Annotated in this window: 18 protein-coding genes; 11 read left to right on the top strand and 7 right to left on the bottom strand. The window is 27.6% G+C overall.

Going from position 1 to position 19,010, the window contains the following annotated elements; genetic code table 11:
- Positions 1 to 59 precede the first annotated feature (59 nt).
- Together H518_RS0105575 and H518_RS0105570 are read left to right on the top strand one after the other, a co-directional pair.
- Positions 60 to 494, top strand: a complete 435-nt coding sequence (locus H518_RS0105575) for a tellurite resistance TerB family protein (RefSeq protein ID WP_028888151.1) — start codon at positions 60 to 62, stop codon at positions 492 to 494.
- A gap of 55 nt (positions 495 to 549) precedes the next feature.
- Positions 550 to 1,140, top strand: a complete 591-nt coding sequence (locus H518_RS0105570; protein WP_155995167.1) for a transporter family protein — start codon at positions 550 to 552, stop codon at positions 1,138 to 1,140.
- Between the two features lie 56 nt (positions 1,141 to 1,196).
- Here H518_RS0105570 and gltX read toward each other — a convergent pair whose 3' ends face one another.
- Complete coding sequence (gltX, locus tag H518_RS0105565) at positions 1,197 to 2,714, bottom strand: glutamate--tRNA ligase (protein ID WP_028888149.1); 1,518 nt, start codon at positions 2,712 to 2,714, stop codon at positions 1,197 to 1,199.
- A gap of 106 nt (positions 2,715 to 2,820) precedes the next feature.
- Positions 2,821 to 3,630: a hypothetical protein gene (locus tag H518_RS0105560; protein ID WP_028888148.1), complete on the bottom strand. Its 810-nt coding sequence runs from the start codon at positions 3,628 to 3,630 to the stop codon at positions 2,821 to 2,823.
- Between the two features lie 125 nt (positions 3,631 to 3,755).
- Between H518_RS0105560 and H518_RS0105555 the strand changes: the two genes are divergently transcribed.
- The 5 genes from H518_RS0105555 (at position 3,756) to H518_RS0105530 (ending at position 11,833) form a co-directional block, all read left to right on the top strand.
- Entirely contained in the window at positions 3,756 to 7,046 is a 3,291-nt protein-coding gene (locus tag H518_RS0105555; RefSeq protein ID WP_028888147.1) for a DUF4175 family protein, read from the top strand.
- Positions 7,047 to 7,078: 32 nt separating this feature from the next.
- Positions 7,079 to 8,533, top strand: a complete 1,455-nt coding sequence (locus H518_RS0105550; RefSeq protein WP_028888146.1) for a hypothetical protein — start codon at positions 7,079 to 7,081, stop codon at positions 8,531 to 8,533.
- A complete protein-coding gene (gene ybeY, locus H518_RS0105545) occupies positions 8,530 to 8,946 on the top strand; it encodes an rRNA maturation RNase YbeY (protein WP_028888145.1) in 417 nt (138 codons plus the stop codon). The genes H518_RS0105550 and ybeY overlap by 4 nt, the downstream gene beginning before the upstream one ends.
- A gap of 29 nt (positions 8,947 to 8,975) precedes the next feature.
- Complete coding sequence (gene mnmG / locus H518_RS0105540) at positions 8,976 to 10,853, top strand: tRNA uridine-5-carboxymethylaminomethyl(34) synthesis enzyme MnmG (RefSeq protein ID WP_028888144.1); 1,878 nt, start codon at positions 8,976 to 8,978, stop codon at positions 10,851 to 10,853.
- 95 nt (positions 10,854 to 10,948) lie between these two features.
- A complete protein-coding gene (locus H518_RS0105530; RefSeq protein WP_051263675.1) occupies positions 10,949 to 11,833 on the top strand; it encodes a class I SAM-dependent methyltransferase in 885 nt (294 codons plus the stop codon).
- Positions 11,834 to 11,975: 142 nt separating this feature from the next.
- Here the strand turns inward: H518_RS0105530 and H518_RS0105525 are convergent, their stop codons facing one another.
- A complete protein-coding gene (locus tag H518_RS0105525) occupies positions 11,976 to 12,374 on the bottom strand; it encodes a hypothetical protein (protein WP_028888142.1) in 399 nt (132 codons plus the stop codon).
- A gap of 129 nt (positions 12,375 to 12,503) precedes the next feature.
- Between H518_RS0105525 and H518_RS0105520 the strand changes: the two genes are divergently transcribed.
- Together H518_RS0105520 and H518_RS0105515 are read left to right on the top strand one after the other, a co-directional pair.
- Positions 12,504 to 13,430, top strand: coding sequence for an SPFH domain-containing protein (locus H518_RS0105520; protein WP_028888141.1), 927 nt, complete (start codon positions 12,504 to 12,506; stop codon positions 13,428 to 13,430).
- A gap of 3 nt (positions 13,431 to 13,433) precedes the next feature.
- Positions 13,434 to 13,751, top strand: a complete 318-nt coding sequence (locus H518_RS0105515) for a heavy metal-binding domain-containing protein (RefSeq protein ID WP_028888140.1) — start codon at positions 13,434 to 13,436, stop codon at positions 13,749 to 13,751.
- Between the two features lie 54 nt (positions 13,752 to 13,805).
- On the opposite strand, the gene tatA is transcribed toward H518_RS0105515, so the two are convergent.
- The 4 genes from tatA to rnr all read right to left on the bottom strand — a co-directional run bounded on the left by tatA (position 13,806) and on the right by rnr (position 17,341).
- On the bottom strand, positions 13,806 to 13,988 hold the full coding sequence (gene tatA / locus H518_RS0105510; protein WP_028888139.1) for a twin-arginine translocase TatA/TatE family subunit: 183 nt from the start codon (positions 13,986 to 13,988) through the stop codon (positions 13,806 to 13,808).
- Positions 13,989 to 14,021: 33 nt separating this feature from the next.
- The gene (locus tag H518_RS0105505; RefSeq protein WP_028888138.1) at positions 14,022 to 14,699 is read right to left on the bottom strand and encodes a head GIN domain-containing protein; all 678 of its coding nucleotides are present in this window, start codon (positions 14,697 to 14,699) and stop codon (positions 14,022 to 14,024) included.
- A 77-nt stretch (positions 14,700 to 14,776) separates the two neighbouring features.
- Positions 14,777 to 15,124: a hypothetical protein gene (locus H518_RS0105500; RefSeq protein ID WP_028888137.1), complete on the bottom strand. Its 348-nt coding sequence runs from the start codon at positions 15,122 to 15,124 to the stop codon at positions 14,777 to 14,779.
- Positions 15,125 to 17,341 carry a ribonuclease R gene (gene rnr / locus H518_RS0105495; protein WP_028888136.1) on the bottom strand — a complete coding sequence of 739 codons (2,217 nt, stop codon included), beginning with the start codon at positions 17,339 to 17,341 and terminating at the stop codon, positions 15,125 to 15,127. It abuts the gene before it with no gap.
- 66 nt (positions 17,342 to 17,407) lie between these two features.
- Here rnr and H518_RS0105490 point away from each other — a divergent pair, with 66 nt between their 5' ends.
- Together H518_RS0105490 and H518_RS21275 are read left to right on the top strand one after the other, a co-directional pair.
- A complete protein-coding gene (locus H518_RS0105490; RefSeq protein ID WP_051263674.1) occupies positions 17,408 to 18,367 on the top strand; it encodes a diacylglycerol/lipid kinase family protein in 960 nt (319 codons plus the stop codon).
- Positions 18,368 to 18,439: 72 nt separating this feature from the next.
- Positions 18,440 to 18,607, top strand: coding sequence for a hypothetical protein (locus H518_RS21275; protein ID WP_169720514.1), 168 nt, complete (start codon positions 18,440 to 18,442; stop codon positions 18,605 to 18,607).
- Positions 18,608 to 19,010: the final 403 nt, after the last annotated feature.

Below are 19,010 nucleotides of genomic sequence, written 5' to 3'. Positions count from 1 at the left end.
TTTTTTAATCTTTGTCTCTTAATATTGAATACGTAATTTTAATTATAAAAACATAAAAAATGTCGATATCAGATTTATATTCTACCGGAAAACACAAACAAGAAATAGGACACTTTGCTAGTGTTGTAAAAATTGCAAAAACTGATAATGTTATAGAAGCAGGTGAACAAAAATTATTAGATAGAGCTGCAAAAAGATTAAATATTGATGAAACTGAATATGTAGCGATTTTAAAGAATCCTGAAAAATATCCTGTAAATCCTCCTGTAAGTTATGATGAACGTATTGAACGTTTATACCTTTTAACAAAAATGGTTTTTGCTGATGAGCATGTAGATAAAGAACAAATAACACTTATGCAAAAAACAGCAGTTGCATTACAGTTTCCAACAGATAATGTTGAAAAAGTTTGTGATGAAGCAATTCACTTAGTTATGAATAATAACGATTTAGATGATTTTACAGCTGCTATTAAAAAAGTAAATGCCATTTAAATTTACACTAAATTAGCATTTAACAAGTTATATTATAATAAATCCCTCGAAATTTATGAAAAATAGAATCTTACTTATTACTGTACTTTGCTTTTCTGTGAACTTGTTTTCTCAAAATTTAAACGACTCATGGCAAATAGGTATTGGTATGGGAGTTACAAAATTTAGTGAAAGTGATGCTGCTTTTATTGGTGATGCGTATCTTTTTCAAACTCCAGTAGTTAATTTAACGATGCCTATTGGTGAACGTTTATCTATAAACGGAGCCATGTCATTTAACACAATTAATGATATTGGAATTATTAGTAATTCTGCTAATTATTTTTCGATGGATGGATCATTACGTTATAATTTTAACGCAGTCTTTGAAAAATTTGCTCCATATGTATTTGCAGGGGGTAGTATTGTAGATTCTGAACGAAAAATGACACCTACTATAAACATTGGTGCTGGTGGTATTTACTGGTTAAATGATAAAATTGGTATTAATCCTCAGGTATACTACAAGCATTCTTTTGAGAGTTATGAAAGTATGCGCTCACATATTCAAGGAACTTTAAGTGTTGTATTTAAACTAGATTGGAATAATTCTAGTGGAGGTATTAAAGGAAAAACATCTTCTTCTTGTTACTATAATCAATTTTAATAAGAAAATTCTAAAAACTAAAAACGCCGCTTTTATAAAGCGGCGTTTTTTATTATTTATGATAATTTTTCTATTGCGTTTTTAATACGCGTTATGGTATTTTCTTTACCTATCATTGTCATAATATCAAACAAATCTGGCCCTGCTAATTTACCTACTAAACTTAAACGTAGTGGTTGCATAACTTTACCAAAGCCTATTTCTTTAGCCGTAATCCAACCTTTAATATCAGTTTGAGCATTTTCTATTGTAAAATCTTCAATATTAGCAATTACTGTTGTTAATTCTGTCATTAACGTACCAGTAGTTTCTTTCCATTGCTTTTTAGCTGCTTTTGCATCATAATCAACTGGGTTTTCAAAGAAAAAACTAGATAATTCCCAAAAATCTGCAACAAATGTAGCACGCTCTTTTATTAATGAAACTACTTTTGTTGTATACACTACATCTGTAGTAATTCCTTTCTCTGAAAGAATAGGGGTATACAATGTTGTTAACTCTTCATTTGTTTTTTGCTGTAAATACTGTTGATTAAACCAGTTTGTTTTATCTGGGCTAAATTTAGCACCCGACTTACTAACTCTACTTAAATCGAAAGCTTCAACCAATCCTTCTAATGAAAACATTTCTTGTTCTGTACCAGGATTCCACCCTAATAAAGCTAACATATTTATAAATGCATCGTTAAAGTAACCATCTTCTTTATAACCTCTTGATACATCACCAGATTTCTCGTTTGTATATTCTAAAGGAAATACAGGAAACCCTAATTTATCACCATCACGCTTACTTAATTTTCCTTTTCCAACTGGCTTTAAAATTAAAGGTAAATGTGCAAATTTTGGTGCTTGCCAATCAAAAGCACGGTAAAGTAATACATGAAGTGGGAGAGAAGGCAACCATTCTTCACCACGAATAACATGTGAAATCTCCATTAAATGATCATCAACAATATTTGCTAAGTGATATGTTGGCATTCCGTCAGACTTAAACAATACTTTATCATCTAATACATTCGTATCAATTTTAATTTTACCACGAATTTCATCTTCAAGTATTAAAGTTTCGTCTTGTGGTGTTTTAAAACGAACAACATATTTATCACCTGCTGCCAATTTAGCTTTAACTTCTTCAGCTGAAAGTGCCAATGAACTATTTAATTTCTCACGATTATGCCAGTTATAAGTAAATGTTTTACCATTTTCTTCGTGTTTTTTTCTGTGCGCATCTAATTCTTCAGCAGTATCAAATGCATAATATGCCCAACCTTTATCAATTAATTCAGTAGCATATTTGTTATATAATTCTTTTCGTTCTGACTGACGGTAAGGTCCGAATTTTTCATTATTCCCTGGTCCTTCATCAAAAGGGATATTACACCATTTTAAAGCATCAATTATATATTGCTCTGCATTGGCAACATAACGCGTTTGATCTGTATCTTCAATACGTAATACAAAAGTTCCGTTATGTTTTTTAGCAAATAAGTAGTTGAATAAAGCAGTTCTAACACCTCCAATATGTAAAGGTCCTGTTGGGCTAGGAGCAAAGCGTACTCTTACGTTCTCAGTCATTTTTTATTTATTTAAAAACGCAAAGATACTTTTAATCTCTCCATAAAAAAAGCGAGCCGTAGCTCGCTTTACAAATAAATTAAGAATATAAATTCTTAATATTTTTTTAAAGTTTATAATACAATCCAAAACTAATTGCTGGCGCTTTTGCTACATTATTTCCTGTAAAAGCACCTCCTAAAGCTATATTTGCTCCAAAATTATTATTAATTTCTCCTATAAATTTTAACCCGAAACCTGCATAACCTTGGTTATTTACATACAATCCTGTAGCTAAGTTTTCGGTAGGTAATGTAATGTCTCCGTTATTTAAAGATGCTACACCATCTAAAAAACCAGCAATCCATAACCAATCTAATGTTTTATAACCTACTTCTCCTCCTAACTTATAATTACTACTATACTTATTTGTACGAATATCAAAACCTGTAAATGCTTGTATGTACCATCTATCAAAACCTCTACCTGCAATAAATAAAGGAGTAAAACTCCAAGCATCGTAACCAGTTCTTAATCCTGAAGCTGCTTTATAACTACTAGTATTAGCTTCAATATTTAATTGACCTGTTAGTAACCATTTTTTATTAGAAAAGTTATGTTTTACACCTATCTGAATATTTCCTAATGAATTATTATTTACCGAGCCACTAATAGCCGTATTTAAAGTTGTCATTTTAAATGGAAGGTTTACTAATAAAGTAGTTTTATCTGTTAAACCATATTCTCCATAAAATTGTATCGTATTATCAGATACTTTGTTTGGTAATTCTTTTTCTGTTTTAGCAAATAATTTATCATAATTAGCAATACTTGTGTATGATAACTGAAGGTATGATTTTCCTTTTTCTTTTACCCAAGGGCTTTGTGCAAAAAGATTAAAAGAAAACAACAATAATAAAATGGATATTTTTTTCATTTGAATAATATTGAATAATTGAGGTTTGTATGAAAATTCATACATTTAGTAGTCTAAAGTAATAAATACTTACAAAAATCTTTAACAAAAACTTCATTATAAAAATAGTACTTTTATAGATTGATATGACGATTTTGAACACTATAGAACAAAAATTACAGCAGTTTAGTAGAAAATACTATACAAGTGAGTTAATAAAAGGAAGTATTTTATTTATTTCCTTAGGTTTAATATACCTATTCTTTACCTTATTTATAGAGCATTTTTTATGGCTTAAACCCACAGCTAGAACCTTATTATTTTGGTTATTTATTATTGTTGAAGCATTTTTATTTTTACGCTTTATTTGTTTTCCTATTTTTAAAATTATAGGATTACAAAAAGGTATTTCTTTTGAAGAAGCTTCTAAAATTATAGGAAATCATTTTCCGGAGGTACAAGATAAGCTTTTAAACATACTTCAATTAAAGAAAAATAGCGAGCAATCAGAATTACTTTTAGCTAGTATTAAGCAAAAATCAAACGAAATTCAGCCCATTTCTTTTACCAAGGCTATTGATTTTACCAGCAACACAAAGTATCTTAAATATACTATAATTCCTCTTTTTATTTGGGGATTATCTTTTTTAACGGGTACAAGTCATAAATTATCTGATAGCTTTAATCGTGTTGTAAATCATTCTATCGCTTATAAAGCACCTGCTCCTTTTTATTTTAATTTAACTTCAAACGATTTAAAGGTTATTAAAGGAAAAGATATTACTGTTTACATTCAAACAACAGGTGAGGTTATACCTAACGAAGCAAAAGTTCATTTTAATAACCAACAGTATTTTTTAGAAAACGAAGGAAATGGTTTGTTTTCTTATACTTTTATTGACGTACAGAAAGCTCTTAATTTTTATGTAAGTGCAAACACTATAGAATCTCAAGTATTTAAAATTTCTACAATTAACACACCTACAATTCAAAATATTTCATTAAAATTAAAATACCCCTGGTATATTAAAAAGAAAAATGAAGTAATTGAAAACACAGGTAATCTAAATGTTCCACAAGGAACAATTGTACAATGGCTTGTAAAAACTTCTGAAACTGATACTGTTAGTTACATTGAAAACAAAAAAAGAACAAATTTTACACAAGAAGAAACAGGCAATTTTATATTTAAAAAACAAATTAAACAAGCTGTTAATTATAAAATTACCACAACTAACAAAAACCTTAAAGATTACGAACAATTACAGTTTACTATTGATGTTATTAAAGACGAATATCCTTTAATAATAGTAAAATCTAATATTGACAGTATTTCTCGTGGTAATGCACAATTCGTAGGTCAAATTTCTGATGATTATGGTTTCAAAAAAATGGAATTAGTTTATTACGATAAAAAAAACACTCAAAAAACTTCTTTTAAAAGTATCAATATTAATAAAAATACAATTCAGAATTTCTTTTATGAATTTCCTGAAGGCTTAAGTTTAGAGAAAGGAATTAACTATGAAATGTATTTTCAAGTGTTCGATAACGATGCCGTAAACGGCAACAAGAGAGCATTAAGTCAAAAATTTTCTTACCGACAAAAAACAACAAATGAAATTGATAAAGAGCTTTTACAAGAACAGCGTAATCATATTCAAAATTTAGAAAACTCTTTAACTAAACAACAACAAAGTAAAAAAGAATTAGAAAAAATTCAGTTTGAACTTCAGAATAAAAAGAAGGTTAACTGGAATGATCAGAAAAAAATTAAAAACTTAATAAAGCGTCAGGATCAATATAAACAAATGATGCAGCGTCAAACAGAAAATTTACAGAAGAATTTTTCTGAGAAAAAAGAAGAGAACCAAAGTTTACAAGAAAAAAAAGAACATTTAAAAGAGCGAATTGAAGAGCTTAAAAAACTAGAAAAACAGCAAAAACTATTAAATGAACTTAAAAAACTTACAGACAAATTAAACAGAGAGGATTTAATTAAGAAAACTAAAGAATTAGCTGAACAAAATAAACAACAAGAAAAGAGTTTAGAACGCATATTAGAAATGACTAAACGTTTTTATATAGAACAAAAAGTACAAAAATTAGCTGATAATTTAAATGAGTTAAGTAAAAAACAGGAAGAGTTAAGTAAAAAAGAAACAAAGAAAGGGGAGCAGGAGAAGATAAAAAAAGAGTTTAATAAAGCTAAAGAAGAGTTGAATGAAGTTAAAAAAGATAACAAAGAATTAAAAAGTCCTATGGATTTACCTTCTTTAGATGATTTAGCTAAAGAAGCTCAGAAGCAACTTAATAAAGCTGAAGAGAACTTAAACAATAAAAAACAATCACCAGCTAAAGAGAACCAAAAGAAGGCTGCTAAGAAAATGCAAGAGATGAGCCAGAAAATGAAAAAATCTATGCAAGAAATGAGCGCTAATATGGAAGAAGAAAACATAGAAGGTATGCGTCAAATATTAGATAACCTACTTGTATTTTCTTTTGACCAAGAAGCGCTAATGCATAAATTTTCGGCAGGGAATTCATCGCATCCTAATTTCGGTAAAGACCTACAAAAACAACATCTGCTTAAAACTTATTTTGAACATATTGATGATAGTTTATTTGTACTATCAATGAAAGTACCTAAAATATCATCTAAAATTCAAGATCAACTATCATTAGCTCATTATAATTTAGATCAATCTTTAGAGAATTTTGCAGATAATAGATTTCAAAGTGGTGTATCTAATCAACGTTATATAATGACCGCTGCTAATACTTTAGCCGACATGCTTAGTAATACATTAGATGCTATGCAAAATCCAAAACCTGGCAATGGAAAAGGAAAGGGGAAAGGGAAATCATTTAGCTTACCAGACATCATAAAAAAGCAAAATGAGCTTATGAAAAAAATGAAAGAAGGTATGCAAAAGAATAATAAAGGTAAACCTAAAGAAGGAAAAGACGGAAAAAAGAAAGGAGAAAAAGAAGGTAAGTCTGGAAAACAAGGCGGTGATATTAATGGTGAATTATATGAAATATACAAGCAACAATCAGAATTAAGACAGCAATTAGAAGATACTATTAAAGCAGGTGGTAATAAAAATGGTAAAGCTAAACAAGCATTAAAGAAGATGGAACAGCTAGAAAATGAAATTTTAGAAAATGGTTTTAATCAAAAGAACATTAATAAAATGCAACAATTAAACTATGAATTACTAAAATTAGATAAAGCTGCCTTAGAACAAAATCGTGATAAACAACGAAAATCTAATACCAATTTACAAGAGTTTAATAGCGAATCTGTAAAAGCTTTAAAATTTAAAAAGTTGTTCTATAACCAAACTGAGATATTAAACAGGCAATCATTACCTTTGCGCCAAAATTTTAAAAAGAAGGTGCAAGAGTATTTTAACCTTCAAAGTAAAAATTAATCTTATTTATTTAAACACTTTAAACCACCTAAATGAAGTTATTTATTAATTTTTCATTCGTATTACTATTTATTGCAACTAGTTTTGCCAATACTATTACTAACAACATAATTAAACTTCCTAAGCACTTTAAAACAGAAAAAACTTTTTCTGGTGATTTAAATGATAACGAATCGTTTCATTTAATTTTTTCTAAAAACAAACAAAACAAGATGTATACTATTCATCCTTTTTTGTTCAATGGAAAGGAAATTACTGAAATTAATCCATTTGAAAATAATAAAGAATTTAGCACTATTTCTTTTCATAAAAAGAACAATATATTAACACTTCTTCTTTCATATAAAGAAAAAAAAAAACATCTTTTAAAGAAAGTAAGCATCAATCTTCTCACCAAAAAAGTAACTGAAAACACTCCAATAGATCACGAAGATTTCTCAACAGTTATAACAAATAAGAGTAATTCTATTTTACTTTATAAAACAGATGACAAAATTTCAATTAAAAAATATGATGGAAATGATAAAGAAAAATCTTTTTCTTTTGAATTAAAAAAAGATAGTTCTTATAAAGACTTTTTTAAAGATCAAAATATAAGCACTATTAAAACTGATGAGTTTGTAGCTAATGGTTCTACACAACAAGTTAAATTATATTACAAAGACAATATTCTTTATTTTACTAAAGAAGGGGATAAACCTTTAAATGTAAATGTTGCAGGTTTTTCACTAAATAATAAAAAGAAAAGTGTTACTCAGTTTTTAAAATTTGATTTAAATACTAACACTGAGCCAGAATATTTTTCTTTCAAAAATTATTCTGACAAAAAATTTAACAAAGCTACTTCATATTTTTCTGACAGAAAGCTTTTTCAAATTGCCATGACTAAGAAAAAAGGATACATAAAAATATACGGCATTAACACTAAAAAAGCAATTAAAGAAATCTCAATAGATAATAATTTAAATGCTTTTATTAAAGGAAATGAAGATTTTAATGGAGTAGAAATTTTCTTAAAGAAAGCAAGTAGAGTAAAACACAATGCAACTATAACAGTAAACAAAACGAAGAATAATAATCTAAAAATTAGAGTCGATTATGTAGATAAAACTTACTCTTATAACTATAATTGGTGGTTGCATCATCATCAATTTATGATGCAACAACAAATGATAATGAATCAAGTCAATTTCAGTAGGCCTAGAGGTTTTGGTCCTGCTCAACCAAATGACTTTCATTTTGAAAACTATTTAATTAAAAAAGGTAAGAGGTATTTCGAATTGGTTTTAAATCAAAATTATGACTTATTAGATAGTAATGAAGATACTATTTATAAAGAAGTAGATAAACAAAAATACATTGATCAATTAGAAAAGATCACAGATCTTAAAAAAGAATCAAGCTGCTTTTTAAAAGATAGCTTTAGATATATAGGTTACTCTCGTAACTTAAATGCTTTTACAATAATGACAAATAAGTTAAAATGATTATATTTAATTACGAAACCGAGTTTAAATTAGAAGATGAAGAAGGTACAAATAAATGGATTCAAAACTGTATTGAAAGAGATGGTTTTGAACTAGGGGAGATCAACTATATATTTTGTGATGATGCTTATTTACACAAAATGAATGTTGAATTTTTACAGCATGATACATTTACAGATATCATTAGTTTTGATTACACTTTAGGAAAACTGATTGGGGGAGATATATTCATATCAATAGAAAGAGTAAAAGAAAACGCTAAGGAGTTTAATGTATTATTTGAAAATGAATTACATCGAGTTATTATTCATGGTGTTTTACATTACATGAAGTACAAAGATAAAACTGATAAAGAAAAAGAAATTATGCGTTCTAAAGAAAACGATTCTTTAAAACTTTTAAATAAAAACTAAAACAGTTCCACGTGGAACAGAATAAAAATATGAGTTTATTTAACACAACATACGATGTAATTGTAGTAGGAGGTGGGCACGCTGGTAGCGAAGCTGCAGCAGCAAGTGCAAACATGGGTGCACATACATTGCTTATAACAATGAATCTTCAAAACATTGCTCAAATGAGTTGTAATCCTGCAATGGGTGGTATAGCAAAAGGGCAAATAGTTCGCGAAATTGACGCATTAGGTGGTTATAGTGCCATTGTAACTGATAAGACAGCTATTCAGTTTAAAATGCTAAATAAATCAAAAGGACCTGCTATGTGGAGTCCAAGAGCACAATCAGATAGAATGCAGTTTGCAGAATGCTGGAGAACAATGCTTGAAAAAACAGATAATCTTGATTTCTACCAAGACTCTGTTAATGGGTTAATGTTTGAAGGTGATAAAATTACTGGCGTTAAAACAGCATTAGGTTTAAAAATAAAAGCTAAAACTGTGATCATTACTGCCGGTACTTTTTTAAATGGATTAATCCATATTGGTGAAAAAACATTTGGTGGTGGTAGAGCAGGTGAAGGTGCTTCTACAGGAATAACAGAAGATCTAGTTAGTAAAGGTTTTGAATCTGGAAGAATGAAAACTGGAACTCCTCCAAGAGTAGATGCAAGGTCATTAGATTTCTCTAAAATGACCGAACAACCAGGTGATGAAAACCCTGAAAAATTTTCTTATTTACCTACCTCAAAAAAACTAACAGAACAACGTTCGTGTTATTTAACTTATACAAATACTGATGTACACAATATACTACGTGAAGGTTTTGATAGATCTCCAATGTTTAATGGTAGAATTAAATCTACAGGACCTCGTTACTGTCCTTCAGTAGAAGATAAGATTAATCGTTTTGCAGATAAAGATCGTCACCAAATATTTGTAGAGCCAGAAGGATGGAATACTGTTGAAATATATGTGAATGGTTTCTCTACATCTTTACCAGAAGATATTCAAGACAAAGCAATTCGATTAATACCAGGTTTTGAAAATGTAAAACTCTTGCGTTTTGGCTATGCAATAGAGTATGATTTTTTTCAACCAACACAATTAAAACATAATCTAGAAACCAAACTTATTAAAAATTTATTCTTCGCAGGACAAATTAACGGAACAACTGGTTATGAAGAAGCTGCTGCACAAGGTTTAATGGCAGGTGTAAATGCTGCTTTAAAAACCCAAAATAAAGAACCATTTATTTTAAAAAGGAGTGAGGCTTACATTGGTGTATTAATAGATGATTTAATAACCAAAGGAACAGAAGAACCATATAGAATGTTTACTTCTCGTGCAGAGTACAGAACATTATTAAGACAAGATAATGCAGATTTAAGATTAACTCCGTTAGGTTACAAATTAGGTTTAGCATCTAAAGAAAGATTAGATAGAGTAGTTGAGAAGAAAGAAAAAACTGATAAGTTAATTCACTTTATAACAAACTTAAGTGTAAAGAAGGAAGATATTAATCCTATTCTAGAATCAAAAGGATTATCTATTGTTAACCAAACAATGAAGCTAATAAAAATAGCTACGCGACCTCAATTAAACTTAAGTGACTTTAACAGTATTGAGAAACTAAGCAATTATATAAAAGAAAACGAAATGAATCCTGATGTTTTAGAACAAACTGAAATTCATTTAAAATATTCTGGATATATTGATAAAGAGAAAAACAATGCTGATAAATTAAACAGGTTAGAGAAAGTAGTTATACCTACTAATTTTGATTACAGTAAAGTACATTCGTTATCTATTGAAGCAAGAGAGAAGTTAATAAACATACAACCTACTTCAATATCACAAGCAAGTAGAATAAGTGGAGTATCACCAAGTGATATCTCAGTGCTTTTAGTTTATATGGGAAGGTAATATAATGACTGAGTTTATAAAAAGAAAAAAACGTTCTATACCGAACGTTTTTTTCTTTTTACGTAATATTGCATTGAACATAAATAATGTTCCACATGGAACATTATAAAAAAGTAAACAAATTGGATAGAGAAAAAGACCTTTATGTAAATCTTGCTCCGCATTTAAATTGCATAGATCATACAGTTTCTAATGAAAGTTATGAAATAATGCATAACAAAGAGTATGACATGCTTGTTACTTCACCAGTACCTATAAATTTAGAAAACTACTACTTAAGCGAATCTTACATTTCTCATACAGATAGTAAAAAAACAATTTTTGATAGAATATATCAATTAGTGAAAAATCACACACTTAACCAAAAATTAAAATTAATTAATTCTTTTAACACAGAAGAAAAAACAATTTTAGATGTTGGTGCTGGTACTGGTGATTTTTTAAAAGTTTGTAAAAATAATAATTGGGACATTAGTGGAGTAGAGCCTTCAGAAAAAGCTAGGAATTTTTCAATTGAAAAAAATGTTAATTTAAAAAGTGATATTAAAGAATACGAAGGTAATCAGTTTGATGTAATATCACTTTGGCATGTACTAGAACATATTCCTAATTTAATTGAATATATAAATCAATTAAAAAAATTATTAAAACCTAATGGTGTTTTAATTATAGCTGTTCCTAATTTTAAAAGTTATGATGCAAAACACTATAAGGAATTTTGGGCTGCTTATGATGTACCAAGACACTTATGGCATTTTTCAAAAAATTCAATAAAAAAGTTGTTCTCTTCTATTGAAATGAAAGTTGAAAAAATATTACCTATGAAATTTGATTCTTATTATGTATCTCTTTTATCTGAAAAATATAAATCAAAAAAATCAAGACCTATTCATGCTTTTTTAACAGGTTTTAAGTCAAATATGAAAGCCATAAAAAACAAGGAGTATTCTTCATTAATATATATTATAAAAAACAGCTAAAATCTATTTTAAGATACATTTAAAGGTCTTTAATAATAATAAACATATACTTTATTTAAAAAAATATAAAACCCTCTTAAATCTAAGATTTGAGAGGGTTTTATATAGTTAATTATTATATAAAATATTTTATTAATAAATTTTACTTATGTAATAAATACATACCAAAAATGGTAATTAAAAAGTAAACTGCTAAAGTCATTGCACCAGCATAATCTTTAGCCAAACGTTGTCCTATTAAAAGAAATATTAAAGATAAAGCAGCAATTTGAATTCCTAATAAAGCTAATGCTCCATTACCTACAGTAATCAAATTAAAAATACCAATAAACATAAAAGCACCTGAAAGTAACTCCATCACTAAAATTACAACTAGTAAAAGAGGTACCATGTTTTTAAAAGGTGAATTTTTAAAATGTTCTTTAATAAAAGATACATTACCATTCCAATCTGTAACCTTATCTATACCTGATTGTAAAAAAGTAACAATTAAAAAAAGTAGAATTAAAAGTTCTGTTGCATGTTTTTGAATAAGTTCCATATAGTTAATTTTTAGCAAATATAACTTTTAAAGTAAAAAAATGTAACATTTTATAAAATATGCGTCAAATAAATAGATACATAGAAATATGTATCTTTACAATCATACTAATTAAAAAAAAATAAAACTATGCCTATTTATTATTATCCAATTATATTTATTGGATTAATCATTGTGTTAACATCATTTTTTACAGTTAAACAACAGACTGCTGCTATTATAGAAAGATTTGGAAAATTTCAAAGTATTCGTCAATCAGGATTACATTTTAAGATTCCTATAGTTGATAAAATTGCAGGGAAATTAAGTTTAAAAATTCAACAATTAGATGTAATTATTGAAACGAAAACGTTAGATGATGTTTTTGTTAAAATTAAAGTATCTGTACAATATAAAGTTGTTAAAGATAAAGTGTATGATTCTTTTTATAAATTAGATTATCCTCACGATCAAATTACTTCTTATGTATTTGATGTAGTACGTGCAGAAGTACCTAAGATGAAGTTAGATGATGTTTTTGTTAAGAAAGATGATGTAGCTATTGCTGTAAAATCTGAATTAAACGAAGCAATGATGACTTATGGTTATGATATCATAAAAACTTTAGTAACAGATATTGATCCTGATGCGCAAGTAAAAGAAGCAATGAATAGAATTAATGCTGCAGATAGAGAAAAAACTGCTGCACAATATGAAGGAGATGCACAACGTATTTTAATAGTTGAAAGAGCAAAAGCTGAAGCAGAGAGTAAACGATTACAAGGACAAGGTATTGCAGATCAACGTAGAGAAATTGCTCGTGGTTTAGAAGAATCAGTAGAAGTTTTAAATAGAGCAGGAATTAACTCACAAGAAGCATCTGCATTAATTGTGATTACACAACATTACGATACATTACAATCTATTGGAGCAGATACTAATAGTAACTTAATTTTACTTCCTAATAACCCAAATGCGGCAAGTTCTATGTTAAATGATATGGTTGCAAGCTTTGCTGCAACAAATCAAATAGGAGAGAGTATGAAAGAAGTTAATGCAAATAAAAAAGAATCATAAACTATGATAATATCAACAACCCCTACTATTGAGAATAAACCAGCAACAGCTTATTTAGGTATTGTTACTGGTGAAACAATAATTGGAGCAAATTTTATTAAAGATTTCTTTGCCGGAATTAGAGATATTGTTGGTGGGCGTTCATCTTCGTACGAAAAAGTTTTACGTGAAGCAAAAGATACATCTTTAAAAGAAATGCAAGAAAGAGCAGTTTCTTTAGGTGCTGATGCTATAGTTGGTGTTGATTTAGATTATGAAACTGTTGGTCCTAATGGAGGAATGTTAATGGTAACAGCCTCCGGAACAGCAATTAAATTTTAAACATAAAAAAAACCGAAACTAATTAGTTTCGGTTTTTTTAATATTATAGGTTATTTATTTTTCCTCAGAAATTTCTTCACCTTCCTTAGTAGCATCTTTAAATTCTTTAATTCCAGATCCAAGTCCTTTCATTAGTTCTGGTATTTTTTTACCTCCAAAAAGTAATAAAACTACTACTAATACTATTACTATTTGATATCCTCCAGGTATTCCTAAAAATATAGTGTTTGCAACCATTTTAATTAAATTTTACAAAGCAAATATACAAAATTAACTTCTTTGTTCTATTACACCTCCAATTACTTTTTTATCTTTAAAAACTTCAGGAGTTCCTTTATAAAAAATAGATCCTCCAAAAGAAACTTTAGCATCTAATGTTTCGCCTGATTGCACTTCTACTTTAGATCCTGAACCAGCACGTACATAATTTAGGTCACTAACCATTAATTTGTACCCATGATACATTCCGCCTAAATTAGCTTCAACAGTTTGGTTCTTAGTAACACCAGAAAGCTTAATAACAGCTCCTGAGGTACTTTTAACCTTTAAATGCTTAACATTAACCACCATGTTAATAAAAGCGCCTTCTTGGGCTTTTATTTCAACTTGTGGCTGTGTTATTCCTTTACCTGTTACAGTAGCTCCTTCATTTGCATCAATTACTTGTAATATTGATTCATAATAAACCGTTATTCTTACTTTACCATCTGCTGTTGTTTCAGGAAATTTTAAAGCGACTTTTAAAGTGTTATTTTTATTTTTTACAGTTACTTTTTCTGCTTTTTGTCCTGTAATAATAATTTTATTCTCAGTCGATTTAACTAATTCTAAATTAATACCATTAAATACTTTAATAGTGGTAAATTCTCCTAATTTCTTTGTAATTGTTGTTTGTGCTGATGCTAACATTGTCATCAGAAACAAACTTAAAAATACTATTTTTTTCATCATAAAATTTGTTAGTTACTTAATATAACCAATAATTATACCAGTACTATAAAGACAAATATTAAAATTTATTGTTATTAATAGTGGAATTCTTTAAATAATAATGTATTATTCAAAGTATCTATGCTAAATATGCAAGGATAGAAATTATAATCATTACTTTCTACCTTTAAGCTATAACCATTTTTAATATTTTTTAAAGTGTACTCTTTTTCTAATTTATTAATTAATTGTTTACTATCTCTTTTATTTTTTAGTTTAACTTCTATACTAACTATATAATCAATATTACCTTCAATTGTATCTTTTAAAATAATATAATTTTTGGGAAGAATAAATCCTAAAGTATTCTCCATACTATTAATACTAGAATTTTTACATCCAAAATATAAAATGAGTATCAATCCAAAATAATATTTTTTCATTTAATGCGAAATTAAATGAAAATCTAAATGTTTACGCTCTAAATCTGTATTTTTTACCTTTACAACAACTTTATCACCTAACTGTATTATATTATTTGATGATTGTCCTACAATAGCATATTGTTTTTCATCAAAAATATAATAATCATCTTTTATATCTCTAATTCTAACCATTCCTTCACATTTATTTGCAGAAATTTCAACATAGATACCCCATTCAGTAACACCTGAAATTACACCTTCAAATTCTTCATCTTGATGGTCTTTCATATATTTAATTTGCATATACTTTATGCTAGATCGCTCAGCTTTAGCAGCCATTTCTTCCATTTGAGATGAGTGTTTACACTTCACTTCATACTCATCTGATTTTGGAGAAGTTCCACCATCTAAATAATGTTGTAATAAACGATGTGTCATTACATCTGGATACCTTCGAATTGGTGAAGTAAAATGTGAGTAATAATCAAAAGCTAAACCATAATGCCCAATATTTTGAGTAGTATAAGCGGCTTTACTCATAGAACGTATAGCTAAGGTTTCAACCATATTAGCTTCACCTTTACCTTGAACATCTGCTAATAATTTATTTAAAGATTCTGATGTTTTTTCTTTCGTTTCAGTATTTATTTTATAACCGAACTTGTTAATAATGTTTTGCAATGAAGCTAACTTATCAATATTTGGTTCATCATGTGTACGGTATATAAATGTATTCTTAGTTTCTTTTCCTTTAGAAAAACCAATAAATTTAGCTACTTTCCTGTTTGCTAGTAACATAAACTCTTCAATAAGTTTATTAGCATCTTTAGATTCTTTAAAGAAAACTCCTACAGGATTTGCCTTTTCATCTAAATCGAACTTCACTTCAACTCTATCAAATGATATTGCACCAGCTTTCATACGCTTTTTACGTAATTTTTTAGCCAATTCATCTAATTTTAAAGTTGCTTCTACAATTTCTGGAGCTACTTGATATTCTGTATCTATAATCGAAATATCAGCTGGCATTGTATATGGTTCTATACTGTCAGATAATTTACAATTTTCAATAACTGATTGTGCTTCTTCATAAGCAAATCGTTGATCTGAATATGTTACCGTTCTACCAAACCATTGGTTAACAATTTGTGTTTTTTCGTTTATTTCAAATACTGCAGAGAATGTTAATTTTTCTTCATGTGGTCGTAAAGAACAAACTCCGTTACTTAGCATTTCAGGTAACATAGGTACAACTCTATCAACTAAATAAACTGATGTTGCTCTATCATAGGCTTCATCATCTAAAATAGTTTTTGGTTGTAAATAATGTGATACATCTGCAATGTGAATTCCTATTTCATAATTACCATTTTCTAATTTGGTAAATGACAATGCATCATCAAAATCTTTTGCATCTTTAGGATCTATCGTAAAAGTTAAATCTTTACGCATATCACGACGCTTTCCTATTTCTGTTTCGGTAATTTCAATAGGTAAATTTTCGGCTTCTTTTTCAACCTCTTCTGCAAATTCATATGGTAATCCATATTCTAATAAAATAGAATGAATTTCGGTTTCATGTTCTCCTGGTTTACCTAAAACTTGAGTAATTTTACCAAACGGATTTTTAGAATTTTCAGGCCAATCAGTCATTTTAACGACTACTTTTTCACCATCTTTTGCACCGTTTAATTTATTTTGAGATACAAATAAATCAGCAGGCATTTTTTGACTATCTGGTATTACAAAACCAAATGTTTTATTCATTTGTAAAACACCAACAAACTCAGTTTTTTTACGTTCAATAATTTCAACAACTTCAGCTTCTAATTTATTAGATCTTCGTTTCTTATAAACAAATGCTTTAACAGTATCTTGATGTAACCCTTTACCTAAGTTTATTGAAGGTATAAATATATCATTCTCAAAATCATCAGACATAAAATATCCATTCCCATTAGATGTTAAATCTAACGTACCAATATGGTATTTACGATCTTGATTTATTTGATATTTACCTCTATCAACTTCTTTAATTTTTTTTGTTGCAGTTAATTCAACTAATTTTTTTAAGACTTGAGTTTTTCCGTCTGTATCAGAAATTCCGATTTTAGCTGAAATTTGTTTATGATTATAAGTTTTTGAACTGTCTTCTTTTAATATTTTGAAAATCTTTAAAGTTAAGTCTCTAATTACTTTTCCTTTTTTTTTGTAGATTTTTTTCTTTCTTGTCATTAATCTTTCTTCTTATTTTAATGTTACCAATTTACAAATAAATTTAAGCTGTTGCTTATTAAATAAATGTTATCAATCTATTTTGTATTTTGGCAATATTATACTTTAATATTTATGATACATTCTTGGTTTATAATTGCTAATCCTGTTTCAGGAAATAAAAAACTTTCTAAAAAATGGAAAGAAATTGAGCAGTTATTAAACGAAAAAAATATCGATTTTTCTTATGCTTTTACAGCGTATTCTAAACACGAAATTGAATTGGTACACACTGCTATTCAACAAGGTTATAGAAATATAATTTCCGTTGGTGGAGACGGTACACTACATCATGTAGTTAACGGAATTATGACGCAAAGATATGTAAAATCTTCTAATATTACGGTTGGAGTGATTCCTTTAGGTACAGGAAACGATTGGATTAAGACTTATAACATACCAAATAACATAAATAATGCAGTAAATTTAATTAAGCAAAAGAAGACTATTTTTCAAGATATAGGGCATTTACAATTAAGTAATACTGCTACTTTTTTTAATAATGTAGCTGGTATAGGTTATGATGGATATGTTGTTAATAAGTTAAATAAACTAAAAAAATTTGGTGCAATAGCCTACCTTTTAAGTGGAATTGCTGGTTTATTTTTATATAAAAAAACAAAATTTACTATTGAAGTAGATAATAAATCAATTAAAACAAAATGTTTAATGACTCTTTTTGGTATTTGTAAATACTCAGCAGGTGGAATGCAACTAACTGACTACAAATACTCTAATGATGGTTTTTTTGATATTACAATAGCTAAAAATTTAACTCTTTTAAATTTAGTGATAAATATTAAAAAATTATATAACGGGTTAATTACACAACATAAGAAAGTAGAAACCTTTACTACAAACACTTTGTTAGTAACTCCTATGTGTACTAAAAATGAACCATTTATACAGGCTGACGGTGAATTAATAGGAAAAGGAAAGGTAACAGCCTCAATTATTCATAAGGCACTACAATTTGTAATTTCATAAAATTAAAATTATTTTAACAAAACTGTAACATTTATAAATAAGTATCGTCTTTATAATAAGAAGTCGTAACTTATGAAAAACTTACGTAAAATAATTGCTTTATTTATATTCATATTTATTACAGGTATTATTGTAACTGTAGTAAGTATTAATACTACTTTAAATAAAAAAGCACCTACAGAGCTTGTAAAAGCTAAAGACACCTTAAATCTTATTAAAACAAGTAATAAGACAGTTTAATAGTACCAATTCGTAGGTATTATAATAAGTAAAATACATTTCCTTTTCTATTATTTCTTCTTTATAAAGTTTAAATATAACTAAAACTATGCTTAAATTTTATGTTTTAAACTAGCAGAAGTTAAAGCGTAATTACGTTTTATTCTTATTTATCAACATCATTAGTTTTATATACTTAAAATTAAGAATTTTATTCTTTTAAGTTGTTTCTATAGTAGATTCTTAATTTCTAAAATTTTTCTATTTTTTTAAATTAGATGTTATTAACATATATAATATATATATAAAAGATTTTTAAAATTTAAAAAAGGAAATGATTGTTATTATAGTGTGTTAATATGTAGCATAAATAAATGATTTAATTTTTGGTGATATCACTTATTAAATAAAATAAACATGTTAT

The sequence above is a fragment of the Tenacibaculum ovolyticum DSM 18103 genome (assembly GCF_000430545.1).
GTDB classification, from domain to species: Bacteria; Bacteroidota; Bacteroidia; order Flavobacteriales; family Flavobacteriaceae; genus Polaribacter; species Polaribacter ovolyticus.
The sequence above is the reverse complement of the archived record's forward strand: the minus strand, read 5'-3'. Positions and strand labels throughout refer to the sequence as shown.